The 13,361-nt window shown below is 71.5% G+C and carries 13 protein-coding genes and 2 pseudogenes; 7 read left to right on the forward strand and 8 right to left on the reverse strand.

The window, feature by feature from the left end; translation table 11 throughout:
* Nucleotides 1-41: 41 nt before the first annotated feature.
* The 4 genes from SM447_RS12705 to SM447_RS12720 are packed head-to-tail and all read right to left on the reverse strand — an operon-like array spanning nucleotide 42 to nucleotide 3,314.
* The gene (locus SM447_RS12705) at nucleotides 42-866 is read right to left on the reverse strand and encodes a methyltransferase domain-containing protein (RefSeq protein ID WP_474572958.1); all 825 of its coding nucleotides are present in this window, start codon (nucleotides 864-866) and stop codon (nucleotides 42-44) included.
* Complete coding sequence (locus tag SM447_RS12710) at nucleotides 863-1,915, reverse strand: glycosyltransferase family 4 protein (protein WP_474572959.1); 1,053 nt, start codon at nucleotides 1,913-1,915, stop codon at nucleotides 863-865. The genes SM447_RS12705 and SM447_RS12710 overlap by 4 nt, the downstream gene beginning before the upstream one ends.
* Nucleotides 1,899-2,330 carry a 6-pyruvoyl trahydropterin synthase family protein gene (locus tag SM447_RS12715; RefSeq protein WP_474572960.1) on the reverse strand — a complete coding sequence of 144 codons (432 nt, stop codon included), beginning with the start codon at nucleotides 2,328-2,330 and terminating at the stop codon, nucleotides 1,899-1,901. Before SM447_RS12715 ends, SM447_RS12710 begins: the two co-directional genes overlap by 17 nt.
* A 3-nt stretch (nucleotides 2,331-2,333) precedes the next feature.
* The gene (locus SM447_RS12720; protein ID WP_474572961.1) at nucleotides 2,334-3,314 is read right to left on the reverse strand and encodes a zinc-dependent alcohol dehydrogenase; all 981 of its coding nucleotides are present in this window, start codon (nucleotides 3,312-3,314) and stop codon (nucleotides 2,334-2,336) included.
* A gap of 96 nt (nucleotides 3,315-3,410) precedes the next feature.
* Between SM447_RS12720 and SM447_RS12725 the strand changes: the two genes are divergently transcribed.
* The 4 genes and pseudogenes from SM447_RS12725 (at nucleotide 3,411) to SM447_RS12740 (ending at nucleotide 7,235) form a co-directional block, all read left to right on the forward strand.
* Nucleotides 3,411-4,226, forward strand: a complete 816-nt coding sequence (locus SM447_RS12725) for a CDP-alcohol phosphatidyltransferase family protein (RefSeq protein WP_474572962.1) — start codon at nucleotides 3,411-3,413, stop codon at nucleotides 4,224-4,226.
* A 154-nt stretch (nucleotides 4,227-4,380) separates the two neighbouring features.
* A pseudogene (locus SM447_RS12730) lies at nucleotides 4,381-6,003 on the forward strand (sulfatase-like hydrolase/transferase); the annotation flags it as partial.
* Between the two features lie 147 nt (nucleotides 6,004-6,150).
* Complete coding sequence (locus SM447_RS12735) at nucleotides 6,151-6,702, forward strand: hypothetical protein (RefSeq protein WP_474572963.1); 552 nt, start codon at nucleotides 6,151-6,153, stop codon at nucleotides 6,700-6,702.
* Nucleotides 6,699-7,235, forward strand: coding sequence for a P-loop nucleotide/nucleoside kinase family protein (locus tag SM447_RS12740; protein WP_474572964.1), 537 nt, complete (start codon nucleotides 6,699-6,701; stop codon nucleotides 7,233-7,235). Before SM447_RS12735 ends, SM447_RS12740 begins: the two co-directional genes overlap by 4 nt.
* A 129-nt stretch (nucleotides 7,236-7,364) precedes the next feature.
* Here the strand turns inward: SM447_RS12740 and SM447_RS12745 are convergent, their stop codons facing one another.
* A complete protein-coding gene (locus SM447_RS12745) occupies nucleotides 7,365-8,063 on the reverse strand; it encodes a TetR/AcrR family transcriptional regulator (RefSeq protein WP_474572965.1) in 699 nt (232 codons plus the stop codon).
* A gap of 112 nt (nucleotides 8,064-8,175) precedes the next feature.
* Here SM447_RS12745 and SM447_RS12750 point away from each other — a divergent pair, with 112 nt between their 5' ends.
* Nucleotides 8,176-9,378: an FAD-dependent oxidoreductase gene (locus tag SM447_RS12750; RefSeq protein ID WP_474572966.1), complete on the forward strand. Its 1,203-nt coding sequence runs from the start codon at nucleotides 8,176-8,178 to the stop codon at nucleotides 9,376-9,378.
* Nucleotides 9,379-9,399: 21 nt separating this feature from the next.
* Here SM447_RS12750 and SM447_RS12755 read toward each other — a convergent pair whose 3' ends face one another.
* The 3 genes and pseudogenes from SM447_RS12755 to SM447_RS12765 form a co-directional block, all read right to left on the reverse strand.
* Nucleotides 9,400-10,428, reverse strand: a complete 1,029-nt coding sequence (locus SM447_RS12755; protein WP_474573267.1) for a TRM11 family SAM-dependent methyltransferase — start codon at nucleotides 10,426-10,428, stop codon at nucleotides 9,400-9,402.
* A 144-nt stretch (nucleotides 10,429-10,572) separates the two neighbouring features.
* Entirely contained in the window at nucleotides 10,573-11,265 is a 693-nt protein-coding gene (locus SM447_RS12760) for a S1 family peptidase (RefSeq protein WP_474573268.1), read from the reverse strand.
* Between the two features lie 18 nt (nucleotides 11,266-11,283).
* Nucleotides 11,284-11,757 (reverse strand): annotated as a pseudogene (locus SM447_RS12765) (snapalysin family zinc-dependent metalloprotease); the annotation flags it as partial.
* 229 nt (nucleotides 11,758-11,986) lie between these two features.
* Here SM447_RS12765 and SM447_RS12770 point away from each other — a divergent pair.
* Both SM447_RS12770 and SM447_RS12775 read left to right on the forward strand, forming a co-directional pair.
* Nucleotides 11,987-12,571 carry an AMIN-like domain-containing (lipo)protein gene (locus tag SM447_RS12770; RefSeq protein ID WP_474572967.1) on the forward strand — a complete coding sequence of 195 codons (585 nt, stop codon included), beginning with the start codon at nucleotides 11,987-11,989 and terminating at the stop codon, nucleotides 12,569-12,571.
* Nucleotides 12,572-12,669: 98 nt separating this feature from the next.
* The gene (locus tag SM447_RS12775) at nucleotides 12,670-13,350 is read left to right on the forward strand and encodes a response regulator (RefSeq protein WP_474572968.1); all 681 of its coding nucleotides are present in this window, start codon (nucleotides 12,670-12,672) and stop codon (nucleotides 13,348-13,350) included.
* Nucleotides 13,351-13,361: the final 11 nt, after the last annotated feature.

A 13,361-nucleotide genomic window follows, 5' to 3' on the forward strand; every position in this document is an offset into this window, starting at 1 on the left:
ATCTTCCCTGACTGTACGCACGTAGCTGGTCGGCCAGCGGTTCAACGCCGCAGCGCCAGCAGGTCGACGTGATCGACCAGTACCCCGAGCCGACCGGTTTCAGCCTCCCTGAGCCGACGTCGCGCGTACTCGTCGGTTCGGCCGGTGAGGTCGGGGCGTTCCTCGCGGGCCGCGTCGAGCCATCCGGTGAACCATTCCACCGCCAGGGCGGCCTGCTGCGGCCCGAGCAGCCACGGGCTGGGCCGCAACTGCACGTCCACGCCGTGCCGGGCGAAGGCGGCGACGCAGGCGTCGGTGGCGTCGGGCCCGAGCAGCCGGCGACCGCTCACGGTACGACGCTGGTGGGCGTTGAAGGCCGCGGCGATCTCGTCGTCGAGCGGGTGGGGCGGGGTCAACCGCACGGTGCCGGTCACGGAGATCAGGAACAAGGCCGGGCAGCCGGCCTTGGCGCAGGCCTCGACCAGTTGGTCGAGTTCCTCGCCGGTCAGCATGTCGAGCAGTGCCGAGGCGGTGACCAGAGCCGCGTCGGCCAGGTCGGCGGCGGTCAACCGGGTCAGGTCGCCCCGACGGGTCTCGACGGTCACCGGTGCGCCGTCGGCGGTGGTGGTGGGCATGCCGGCGCGGGCCCGGGCCAGCAGGTCGGGGTCCTGGTCGTGCAGGATCCAGTGCTGTGCCCCGGGCAGCAGCGGGGCCAGCCAGCGGCCCAGCGAGCCGGTGCCGGCACCGAGGTCGTGCACGACGAGGGGTTCGTCGCCGGGCAGTGCCGCACGCAGCGTGTCCACCAGCTCGGTGGAGCGGGCCGCCACGTCGGCGGGTTCGCGGAGCGCGAGCCACTGCGCGAAATCCGGCGGGAGTTCGATGTTCATGCCGACGCCTCCTTCAGGGCCGTGGTGATCTGGGCGACGGTGGTGCTCCAGTCGGCGAGGGTCTCCCGTCGCCGGTGGGCGGCGTGTCGCAGGTGCCGGCGCAGCGCGGCGTCGTCGAGCCAGCGACGTACCGCCGTGGCGAGGGCGACCGGGTCGTCGGGCGGCACCAGCAGGCCGGGCCGTTCGCCGGTCGCGGTGCCTCCCAGGGTGTCGGGCAGTCCACCGACGGCGGTGGCGAGCACCGGTACGCCGCGTGCCAGCGCCTCGGTGACGACCATCCCGTACGTCTCGCCGCGCGACGGGTGCACCAGCAGGTCGGCGGCGGCGTACGCGGTGTCGAGCCGCGCACCGGTCAGCGGCCCGGTCAGCCGGATCCGGTCACCGAGCCGAGCCGCGCCGATGCGCTCGCGCAGCCGCTCGACGAACTCCGGTTCCCGGTTGAGCGAGCCGACGCAGGTCAACGTCCAGGGCCGGTCGGCCACCGAGGTCAGCGCCTCGACCAGCACGTCGTGGCCCTTGTGCCGGGCGACCGCCGCGACGCACAGCAGCCCCGAACCGGCCGCCGACCCGGGCGCCGGTGGCGCCGGGTCCACCCCGGGCGGGGCCACGTGGACCCGCCCGGCCGGCAGCGCGTACCGCCGCAGCAGTGCGTCACGGGTCCAGGTGCTGGTGGCGATCACCGCGGTGACCGCCGCCAGCGCGCGCGCCTCGGCCTCGTCGTCGCGGGGCAGGTGCACCAGGGCGATCAGGCGCAACCGCCGGGAGTGCGCGGCGAGGGCGTCCGGCACCACCGAGGCGACCAGGCCGTCGACCAGCACCAGCGCGTCGTCGGGTGTCCCGGCCAGTACCCGCGCAAGCGCGGCCCGCGCCGCCGGGGCCGGTGCCGGCCAGTCGCCGGCCACGGCGTGCTCGCGGACCGACCAGCCGGCGGCGGCGAGTCCGGAGCAGACCCGCCGGTCGTATCCGTTGCCGCCGCTGGGCGAGGCCGGGTCGTCGATGTCGCCCGGCAGGATCACGTGCAGGGTCGGCACGTCAGGCGGTGCCCTCACCGTCGGTGGTGTGGCCGGGCAGCGGCCGCTCGTAGCTGGCCCACGCCACGTGCGACTCGTGCAGGGTGACCGTGATCCCGGTCAGTCCCCGGGCGCCGGCGCCGAGCTGACCGTCGCGTACCCGGTCGGCGAGCCGATCGGCGATGGTGCGGGCCAGCACCTCCGTGGTGGTGTTCGTCCCGGCGAAGGCGGGCTCGTCGTCGAGGTTGCGGTAGTTCAGCTCGCCGAGCACGGCCTTGAGCTGGTCGGTGGCCAGCCCGATGTCGACGACGATGCCGTCGTCGTCGAGGTCGGGGCGGCGGAAGGCGGCGTCGACGACGAAGGTGGCGCCGTGCAGCCGCTGGGCGGGGCCGAAGACCTCGCCACGGAAGCTGTGGGCGATCATGATGTGGTCACGGACGGTAACGCTGAACACGGTTCACTCCCCGTCGTAGGTGATGAGGTGGCACAGCGCGGGCAGGTCGCCCCCGCTGAGTCGGGCGAGCACGTCGGGCAGGTCCGCGAACGGCGACCTGCCGGTGATCAGCGAGTCGAACGCCGGGTCGGCGAGCAGGTCCAGGGCGAGCGCCATCCGGTCGGCGTAGCTGCGACTGCCGCGTCGCGCGGGGGCGACCGTGCCGACCTGGCTGCTGCGGATGGTCAACCGTCCGGAGTGGAAGGCGCCGCCGAGGGAGAGCCGCACCGGCCGGTCGCCGTACCAGCTCAGTTCGAGCAGGGTGCCTTCCGGCACGAGCAGGTCCAGGCCGCGTTGCAGGCCGGCGGCGGAGGCGCTGGCGTGCACCACCAGATCACGACCGTCGGCGGCCGTGTCGGGGGTGGCGAAGTCGACGCCCAACGCGGCGGCCACCTCGGCACGGGCCGGATCCGTGTCCACCAGCTCAACCCGGACACCGGGGAAGCGGGCCAGCAGGGCGACCACGGCGCAGCCGACCATGCCGCCGCCGACGACGGTCACCCGGTCCCCCACCAGGGGCGCGGCGTCCCACAACGCGTTGACGGCGGTCTCCACCGTGCCGGCCAGCACCGCGCGGGCCGCCGGGACCCCGTCGGGTACGACGGTCACCGCGTCCGCCGGCACCACGTACGCGCTCTGGTGCGGGTGCAGGCAGAACACCGTACGACCGCGCAGGTGCGCCGGGCCCTGCTCGACCTCGCCGACGCTGAGGTAGCCGTACTTGACCGGCGCGGGGAAGTCCCCCTCCTGGAACGGAGCGCGCATCGCGGCGTACTGGCTGGCCGGCACGCCGCCGCTGAAGACCAGCGTCTCGGTGCCGCGGCTGACGCCGGAGTACCGGCTGCGCACCAGGACCTCGTCGGCGCTCGGCTCGGGCAGCGTCACCGGACGGATCTCACCCACGCCGGGAGCGCGGAGCCAGAAGGCGCGGGCGGCTCGCGTCACCGGGTTTTTCTCCTTACCTGCGTCCGGACCGAACCGATCCGTCGTATTTTCCGTAGTTCCCTGTCAGGGGTCGTCGATCATAAACACGGAGGCACGGTGTCCACAGTTCGAACCGGTCCGCAAATCGGACTGATCGTCCAGATCGTTCTGCTGGCGGGGCTCGCCGCGACGGTCGGTCTCGGTGTCGCGGGCTGGCTGGCGGGCCTGGCGTACGGGGCGGTGACCTGCCTGGCGCTCGTCCGTGGTCTACGTCACGCGGGCACCGACCGACTGGGACCGGCGGACTGGGTGACGATGGGCCGTGGACTGCTGGTCGGGGCGGTGACCGCGCTGATCGCCGACGCGCTGACCAGCGGTCGGCCCGCGCCGGTGGCGGTGCTGGTCGCGATGACGACGGTGGCGCTTGCGCTCGACGCGGTCGACGGCAAGGTGGCCCGCCGCACCGGGACGGTCAGCGCCCTCGGCGCCCGGTTCGACATGGAGGTCGACTCGTTCCTGGTGCTGATGCTGAGCCTCTACGTCGCTCCGTCGGTCGGTCCCTGGGTGCTCGCCATCGGCCTGATGCGGTACGCCTTCCTGGCTGCCGGCTGGGTGCTGCCCTGGGTGGACGCGCAACTGCCGCCCCGGTACTGGCGTAAGGTGGTCGCCGCCGTTCAGGGGATCATGCTCGCGGTCGCCGCTTCCCAGATGCTGCCCGGGACGCTGACGACCCTCGTCCTGGTGGCGGCGCTGGGCCTGCTGGTCGAGTCGTTCGGACGGGACGTCACCTGGCTGTGGCGGAACCGCGCGGTCCGGACCGTCCCGGCCCTGGTGGTGGCACCGACGGTGCCGACCGTGCCGATCGGCGTTCGTCGGGCCGCCCGGGCCGACGAACGCGAACTGTCCACCGCCCCCGTCCTGTCGCTGCGCTGACCCGGAGACCCAGTTGTCGATCGCCGACCCGGCATCCACGCCGAACCTCGACCAGACCACGAGCACCATCGCCGACCCGGACTCCACCGGAGCGCGGGCCACGGCCGGCGGCGAGGCGCACTCGGTCGAGGCGTCCGACGCCTCGGCGACGGCGCCCGTCACCCGCCAGCGACGGATCGCCGCACGGGTGCTCACGGCGCTCGCCGCCATACTGGTCCTGGGCGCGCTGACCCTGCCCAACCGCCCGTGGCAGCTTGAGCCCGGCGCGTTCCTGCGGATTCCGTTGGAGGCGCTGCTGCTGGCCGCGCTGCTGATCGCGTTGCCCGGACGACCGCGTCGGGTGGTGGCCGCGGTGGCCGGGGTGATGATCGGGCTCATCGTCGTGGTGAAGGTCGGCGACCTGGGCTTCTACTCGTCGCTGGGCCGCCCGTTCGACCTCGTGCTGGACTGGTCGCTGCTGGACGAGGCGTTCGGCTTCGTGGCCGAGTCGATCGGTCGGCCCGGCGCGATCGCCATCGCCCTCGGCGTCGGGTTGCTGCTGCTTGCCGTGCCGGTGCTGACCGCGCTGTCCACGGTGCGGCTGTCCGGGCTGCTCGCCCGACACCGGACCGGCACCACGCGGTCCGTCGCGACGCTGGTGGTGGTCTGGGCGGTACTGGCCGTGTTCGGCGTACGGATCGTGCCCGCCATGCCGATGGCCGACACCAACGCGACAATCCTCGTCCAGGAGCACGCCGCCGAGGTGCGCGACCGGTTGTCCGACCGTCAGGCGTTCGCCAGCGAGGTGGGCGTCGACCCGTTCCGCGACGTGCCCGGCGACGAGTTGCTGACCGGGCTGCGGGGCAAGAACGTGTTGATCGTGTTCGTGGAGAGCTACGGCCGCGACGCGGTGACCGACGCCGAGTTCGCCTCGATCCCGCGCCTGCTCGACGAGGGCGCCGGTCGGCTGGCGGCGGCCGGCTTCGGCTCCCGCAGCGGCTACCTGACCTCGCCGACCATCGGCGGGGCGAGCTGGCTGGCGCACGCCACCCTCTTGTCCGGCCTGTGGGTCGACAACAATCAGCGCTACCGGAACCTGCTCGCCACCGACCGGTTCACCCTGGGTGACGCGTTCGGGCGGGCGTCCTGGCGTACGGTCGGGGTGATGCCGGCGGTCAACCAGGCCTGGCCGGAGGGCGCGTTCTACGGCTACGAGCAGTTCTACAGCGGGCCCGACCTCGGCTACCAGGGTCCGAAGTTCGCCTTCGCCCCGATGCCCGACCAGTTCGCCATTCACCAGTTCCACCAGCGCGAGTTGGCCGGCAAGAAGGACCGTCCGGTGATGGCCGAGCTGGCCCTGGTCTCCAGCCACTCCCCCTGGACCAAGGTGCCGTCGGTGGTCGACTGGGACGCCATCGACGACGGGGAGGTGTTCCGCCAGGGCATCATCGGCACCCCCACGGCGCAGGCCCGCACCGGTTACCGGCACTCGATCAGCTACACCCTGCGTACCCTCATCTCCTACCTGGAGACGTACGGTGACGACGACACGGTGATGGTCTTCCTCGGTGACCACCAGCCGGCCCCCGTGGTCACCGGCGAGAACCCGAGTCACGACGTGCCCATCCACATCGTGGCGAAGGACCCGGCGGTGTTCGAGCGGATCAACGACTGGGCCTGGCAGGACGGCCTCACCCCGGACGCCGACGCCCCGGTCTGGCCGATGGACGAATTCCGCGACCGCTTCCTCACCGCCTTCGGCCCCACCGGCTCCCGCCCTCAGGCCCAACCCCGCTGATCTCGCGCCTCGGCCGCTCGGTCGCGGGCGACAGCGTCCATCCCGGTGACCGGTCGCACCCGCGAACGGCACGACCACGACGAGTGCCCGGTCGTCGTGGTCGTGCCGAGCCGTTTGGTCCCGAGTGTCGGTCGGGTAGGTGAGGGCATGGATCGCAACGTGGTCAGGGTGCTGCTCGCCGCCTGGGAGCGGCCGGACTTCCGGGCCGGCCTGCGGCATCTGATCGATCTCGACGAGGTGACGTCTCTGCTCGCCGCTCTGGCCGCCGACGATCACGACGATGAGGTGCGGCGGCGGGCCCTGGAGCTCCTTCGTTCGGCGTTGGAGACAGCGGAGATCCGCGGCGCGGTCCTGCTGCTGATAGAGACCGACGACATCCGGCGCAGCCTCACCGCCGCGATCTCGGACAACCTCGCCGACCGCCCCGGGCTCGCGGTGTCGATCCGGTCTGCTCTCGACGATCCAGTCGTCCGCGCCGAGATCCGGGACGTCCTCGAGTCGCGGGGGGTGCGCACACTGGTGTGGAGGGTGGCAGAGGATGAGTTCCGCGGCCATCGACTGATGCTGGTCCGGGAGGCAACCTGGCTGCTCGTACGGCACCGTCCCGCCCGCCGTCTGGTCTGGGCGCTGAAGCGGCACGGCGTCATCCGGGAGCTGCGCCACCGAAAGCTTGACGGTGCACAAGGCGGAGAGCGATGAGGCGACCAACCCTGTTCCTGACTGTGGGACTCCCCTGCACCGGGAAGACCACCGCTGCCCGGCGCATCGAGGTCGAGCAGTGCGCGCTTCGTCTCACGAAGGACGAGTGGGTGAAGGCCCTCTACGGGGACGAGAACCCGCCATCGGCTCAGGACGTGATCGAAGGACGACTCATCCAGATCGGGCTGCGGGCCCTCGAACTGGGCACCAACGTCGTGATCGACTACGGCCTGTGGAGTCGAGACGAGCGCTCCGCCCTACGGCAGGCGGCAGCGGCTGTGGGCGCGGTGGTGGAGATGCGCTACTTCGAGCTGAGCCCGGCCGAGCAACGTCGACGACTCGATCACCGCCAAGCCGAAGCGCCTCATACGACCTGGCCCATGTCCGACGAGGAACTCGCCGGGTGGGCTGCCACCATCGACGTCCCGACGCCCGGCGAACTCGACGGCACCGAACCCATCGATGATCCGCCGGCTGGCTTCGCCACCTGGGACGAGTGGCGTACCCACCGCTGGCCGCCGTCGGTCTCCTGACGGCGGCTCCCCACAACGCCGGCAAAGCGCTCATCGGCAAGCTCGCGCCTCAGCACTCACCGACGCTCGGCTTGAAGGCTGTCACTTCGGCAACCTGGTGACGCGGTGCGGGATTCGGCGCGCAGGGGATCAAGCTTCTCCAGCGGATGACGACGGTCGTGCTGAGCTGATCGCTGAGGGAAACGAGGCGTTGGGATCGGGGTGGTCGAGTCCGATGAGCCGAGCGAGGACGGCGACCTGGTCGGCGAAGTGCTCGACGAACTCAGCAGATCTGGGATCCACGCCGCAGATGCCTTCGATGACGTGCGGCAGGGTGGTGGTAGCCATGGCGGCGGCCATCAGCATGACCAGCAGACAAGCCGGGTCCACCTCGGCCGGAAGTTGACCGGACCGTTGGAGCGATCGCAGTTCTTCGACGCTGTCGGCGAGCATTTGGGTTCTGGAGGTTCGGTCGGGGTCGTCGGCCGGGCCGGTGTACTCCAGGCCGCTCCACGCCAGCACGCGGACGCCTTCCGGACTGCGTAACGCCTCCAGGGCGTAGCGGCGCAGCTGCTCCGGCATTGGCGTTCCGGGTGGCGCCAGCTCCTGACGCCGCTGCTGCCACCGCTGAGACATGGCCTGGTACAGGCCTTCCTTGCCGTCGAAGTAGTACGAGACGAGCTGCTGGTTGACCCCCGCGCGGTCGGCGATCGCCCGGATCCGGGCGCCCGCGTAGCCGTGCGCGCCGAATTCCACCGCCGCAGCGTCCAGGATCCGCTGTCGGGTGCGTTCCGGATCGCGCTGCCGCTCCTGCGGCTTGGGCGACCTGCGTGGGCTCGATGACGGCACGTACCGATTATACGGACACCTGAACACGTTATTCATACATCTGCTTGACAAGGCTATACGTACGCTTGATAGCGTCGGCGGCGGCACACCGGCCTCGACGAAAGGGCAGCGAATGGCATACCGAGCACGGATCCTCATCGCCGGCGCCGGCATCGGCGGGTTGGCCCTGGCGCAGGCGCTGCGCCAGGGCGGCCTCGACGTCGCGGTGTACGAGCGGGACGCCACACCGAAGACCCGTAACCAGGGCTACCGCGTCCATCTCGACCCGAACGGCAACGCCGCGCTGCGCGCCTGCCTGCCGCCGCCGGTACTCGATCGGGTCCGCGACACCGCCGCCATCAACGGCGACCTCGTCGCCGCGTACACCCACCAACTGGAGCCCGTGATGACCCAGACGTTCCCGGGCATCGGCAGCGACCAGATCACCCACGTCGACCGGAACACGTTCCGGCAGGCCCTGCTCACCGACCTGTCCGACACGGTCCACTTCGCGCGGACAGTCACCGGATACCAGATCACCGGATCAGGGCGGGTCCGGGTGACCTTCGCCGACGGCAGCAGCGACGACGGTGACCTGCTCGTCGGCGCGGACGGAGTCGGCTCGGCGGTACGCCGGCAGTTGCTGCCGCACGCCGCCGTCCGGGACATCGGACTCCGCTGCCTCTACGGCCGGATGACCATCGACGACACCACCGACAGCCTCATCCCGGCCGACTTCCACCGCGGGTTCTGCTGGGTGGCCGACGAGCAGGGACACGGCGCCGGGTTCGCGACGGTCCGCTACCGGTCCCGGCCCACAGACGCATCCGACTACCTGATGACCACTCTCGTCGCGACCCCGCAACGCCTCGGCACGGCCGACGAGATCCTCTTCAAGCTCCCGCCGAGGGCCCTGTGGCACCTCACCACCCAGGCCACCACCGGGTGGCACCCGGCAGTGCGGGACCTGTTCGCACACGCCGACCCCGACACGTTCTTTCCGATCACCATCAGGGCAAGTGAACCTGTCGAGGCATGGGAACCGGGCTCGGTCACCCTGCTCGGCGACGCCATCCACACCATGCCACCCACCGGCGGCGTCGGTGCAAACGCCGCACTCCAGGACGCCGCGACCCTGTCAGCGGAACTCCTCGCCGCCGCACGCGGCCAACACTCGCTCACCGAAGCGATCGCCGCATACGAACGCGTCATGCTACCCCGCGGCTTCGCCACCATCGAACAGTCACTCCGGATCGCCGACCAGATGCTCCCTCGTGGGCACCAGGCAACACGCACCGGCCTCGGCACGAGCCGAAACGGGCAACGGAGACCGTGATCGATGCGACCGGGTGTGGCGTCAGGTGGGGTTGCGGGCCACCAGGACGTCGCGGACGATGGCCTGGTCCACGCGGTGGGACAGGGCACGCCAGGGGCCGGTGTCGAGGACGGTGAGGCCGGCCGCGGCGAGCCGTTCGGCGGCGGCCTCGCGGCGGGCGACGTTGGTGTTCCAGGAGATGCCGAGCGCGCCGCCGGGGCGCAGCACCCGTGCCCACCCCGGCGCGGCGGCGGTGAGCAGGGCGAGCGGGTCGCGGGCCAGCCCGCTCTCGGCGGTACGGCTGCCGTGCTGCACGCCGTAGGGTGCGTCGGCCACCACCACGTCGACCGATTCGGGGCGGAAGAACTCGCCGACGCGGGTGGTGTCCGCGCTGACCACGTCCACCGACTGGACGTCGCCGGCCTTGTGGGCCTCCTTCGAGGCGGCGAGTTCGAGCCTCAGCCGCCGGCCGACCACCTTGCGTTCGCGGCGGACCGGGCCGGACTCCAGGATCCGGTGCTTGATCCGCTTGCGCTTGAGCCAGGTGGTGAGGAACGCCTGGTACGCCTCGAAGTCCTTGCTGTCGCGGTCGAGGCCGGCGGCGTCGAAGCCGTACATCATCGCCTGGTTGAGCGTGGTGCCCCGGCCGCACAGCGGGTCGAGCACCCGGAACCGTCGGGTCAGCAACTCACCGGCCCCGGCCGAGGCCAGCAGGGTGACGTTGAGCAGCAGCTTGGTGAACTGCTCGTTGGTCTTCCCCGGGTACTTCTGAATGGTGATCAGGTCGTCGTCGAAGCGGTCCAGCCGGGTCAACGCCACCGGGCGCAGCAGGTCACCGACGAACTCGAAGAGGGCGTACGCGCTGGAGAGGTTGGCCAGCAGCGCGGCGTCCCGGTCGCTGAGGCCACCGACGGCGGTGAAGGTGACGTAGCGGGCCCCGCCGATGGTGGCGGTCTCCACCTCGCCGATCCGTCCGTCGAGCACCGCGTCGCCGAAGATCTCCAGCTCAGCCCGGGTCAACTCGACCGCTGCTCCCGAGTACACCCGGTTGCTCGAAGGCAGACTCAACACTCCATACCGCGTCACGACCGACCACTATCCCACCTCGGCGACCGGCCCCCGCACTCCCCCGCCGATCATGCAGGTGTGGCACCCGGAACATCCCCTTCCGAGGCGTTCATGGGGTGCCACAGCTGCATGATCGACGAATCGGTGTCAGGCGGGGAGGCCGCCGACCTGGGTGTTGATCCAGGAGCGGATCGAGGGCAGGTCACCGTAGATGGACGGGCCGGTGGCGCAGGTGGAGTTGTTGTTGCCGGCCCGGCTGGTCGCGCCGATCAGGTTCCACACGCCGTTGATCCGGCGCACCTGCGGGCCGCCGGAGTCTCCGTAGCAGGCGCCGGAATTGCCGTTGGTGTTGTTGGTGCAGATCTCGTACGGGCCGTTGATGCCGCTGCACCGGCTGTCGGCCACGATCGAGGTGTCCAGCTCGTGCGCCACGGTGGGCGCGGAGCCGCAGCCGCGGGGCGCGCAGGTCTGGCCCCACCCGATGATCCGCGTGGCCGTGCCGACCGCGCCGGAGGTGCTCGGGATCGGCGCGGGCGCGTAGCTGACCGAGCCGGAGAGCTGGAACAGCTTGACGTCGATGTTCGGGTGGTTGACCGCCCGGCTCACCCCGACGACCGTGCCACCGCTGGTGCGGTTGGTGCTGCCGACCCGCACCGACGACGGGGTCGGGCAGTGCTTCGCGGTGACCACCCAGTTGGCCTTGATCAGGGTGCCGGTGCAGCCGGAGGTGTAGACCAGCCACGGGTAGTTCTCGGTGGCCGGCCGGCCGCCGACCACGAACGTCCCGACGCCCGTGTCCTCGGTCCAGGTGTAGCTGCCGGCGGCGGCCGAGGTGCTCACGCTGCCGGCGAAGAGCTGGTTGACCCGGCTCGCCTCGGCGGAGCTGGGGTTGGCGTTGGTGCAGGAGACCGGCGCGCTGCTGCCGGACATCAGGTCGGAGCAGAGCCCGGTACGCCGGTCGGGCAGGCCGAGGATGTGGCCGAACTCGTGGCTGGCGATCCGGGTGCGGTGGTAGCCCTGGTTGACCGCCTGCCAGCCCATCCAGATCCGGCCGGAGCCGAGCCCGGTGACCTGCGCCCGGGGCCAGCCGCTGTCGACCAGGATGGTGACGCTGGCGGGCGTGCCCGGCACCAGCCGCACGTTGCTGACCCGGCTGTTCCAGATCTGGGCGGCCTGGTCGAAGTTGGTCCGGAACTCGCCGGCCTGGCTGGCGTCGTAGTAGACGGTCCGGGCCGCCGAGGCGCCGGCGGCGGTGGCCACCTGGAGCCCGGTCGCGGCCAGCACCGCCGCCAGCGCGGCGGTGGCCGCGCGCAGCAGTTGTCGTCGGATCATCACGCACTCCCCTGCGGACTGAGCGGCGCGCCGACACGCCGCGATCGATGTGCGTGAATATTAATGGTCATCCCTGGACAGGTGTCATCGCGAAAGCGTCATACCGCCCACCGCTGTTACCCGCGCGTTACACCACCGTGAAGCCCCGGTGGCGCACCGGCAGGACGGTGGATCCGACCAGCTCACACCCGCTCGCGGTAAGACGCGGCGGTAACGAAGGGAGACGAGGATGCGGACCAGAAGGACCGTCACCACGCTGCTCGTGGCGCTCGCCGCGCTGCTCGCCGCCACGGCCACGCCGACCACGGCCGCGCCCACCACCGCCCACCAGGCGGCCGCCGCGCCGTACTGCGGGATCACCTGGGGCAGCGGCGACAAGGCGGCCGGGGCGCTCAGCTCCGCCCCGCTGATCGACGTGCGCACCGGCCGGCACGACTGCTACGACCGGGTGGTGTTCGAGTTCAACGGCACGGTCAGCGGCTACTCGGTCGCGTACGGCGAGACGTACACCGAGGGTGAGGGGCTGGCGCTGTCGCCGTACACCGCCGGTGGCGCGCTGCTGAGCGTGTCGTTGCGCGCCCCCGCGTACGACGACCGGCACCTGGCCACGGTGCCGTACCGGACCGGCGAGCACGTGGCCAACGTGCTGCGCTACCGGACGCTGCGCGACGTGGTATTCGGCGGCAGCTTCGAGGGCTACAGCACGTTCGCCGTCGGTGTCCGCGCCCGGTTGCCGTTCCGGGTGTTCGTCCTGGCCGGCCCCGGAAGCCACAGCCGCATCGTGATCGACGTGGCACACCAGTGGCAGGAATGACCGACCGCTGTGGTGATGGTCCGGCGCCGGCCGGACCATCACCGCTGACCGTCACGCCGAGCGACCCACCGGTGCCCCGGGACTACCCTGGGTGCATCATGGACGGCCGCGTGCTGGTGGTCGAGGACGACGCCTCCATCCGGGAGGTCATCGCCCTCGGACTGCGCCGCGCCGGTTTCCGCGTGGAGACCGCCGCCGACGGGCGGCAGGCCCTGGCCGCCTGGCGGGCCGGCACCGTGGACCTGATCGTGCTGGACGTCATGCTGCCCGGCCTCGACGGCCTGCAGGTGTGTCGGGAGATCCGGCGCAGCAGCACGGTGCCGATCCTCATGCTGACCGCCCGTACGGACACCATCGACGTGGTGGTCGGACTCGAGTGCGGCGCCGACGACTACCTGCGCAAGCCGTTCGACCTGCCCGAACTGGTGGCCCGGGTCCGTTCGGTGCTGCGCCGCGCGGTGGTGCCGCCCGAGCCCGGCGCGCTACGGGTCGGTGGCCTGGAGATCGACCCGGGGGCGTTCGTGGCCCGTCGCGACGGTCACGAACTGCCGTTGACCACGACCGAGTTCCGGCTGCTGCTGGAGCTGGCCCGCCGACCCGGGCAGGTGTTCACCCGGGAACTGCTGCTGGACCGGGTCTGGAACCACAGCTACCTCGGCGACAGCCGGCTGGTCGACGTGGCGGTGCAGCGGCTGCGCGCCAAGGTCGAACCGGACCCGGGCAACCCCCGACTGATCCGTACGGTTCGCGGCGCCGGGTACAAGTTCGTCGCCGGATGAGCAGGCGACCA

The sequence above is a fragment of the Micromonospora aridisoli genome, assembly GCF_056150025.1.

Bases quoted from the DNA above. Each gene is read 5' to 3' on its own strand.
- SM447_RS12750 (WP_474572966.1), top strand. From the start codon at position 8,176: ATGGCATACCGAGCACGGATCCTCATCGCCGGCGCCGGCATCGGCGGG.
- SM447_RS12705 (WP_474572958.1), bottom strand. From the start codon at position 866: ATGAACATCGAACTCCCGCCGGATTTCGCGCAGTGGCTCGCGCTCCGC.
- SM447_RS12740 (WP_474572964.1), top strand. From the start codon at position 6,699: ATGAGGCGACCAACCCTGTTCCTGACTGTGGGACTCCCCTGCACCGGG.
- SM447_RS12735 (WP_474572963.1), top strand. From the start codon at position 6,151: ATGGATCGCAACGTGGTCAGGGTGCTGCTCGCCGCCTGGGAGCGGCCG.
- SM447_RS12770 (WP_474572967.1), top strand. From the start codon at position 11,987: ATGCGGACCAGAAGGACCGTCACCACGCTGCTCGTGGCGCTCGCCGCG.
- SM447_RS12775 (WP_474572968.1), top strand. From the start codon at position 12,670: ATGGACGGCCGCGTGCTGGTGGTCGAGGACGACGCCTCCATCCGGGAG.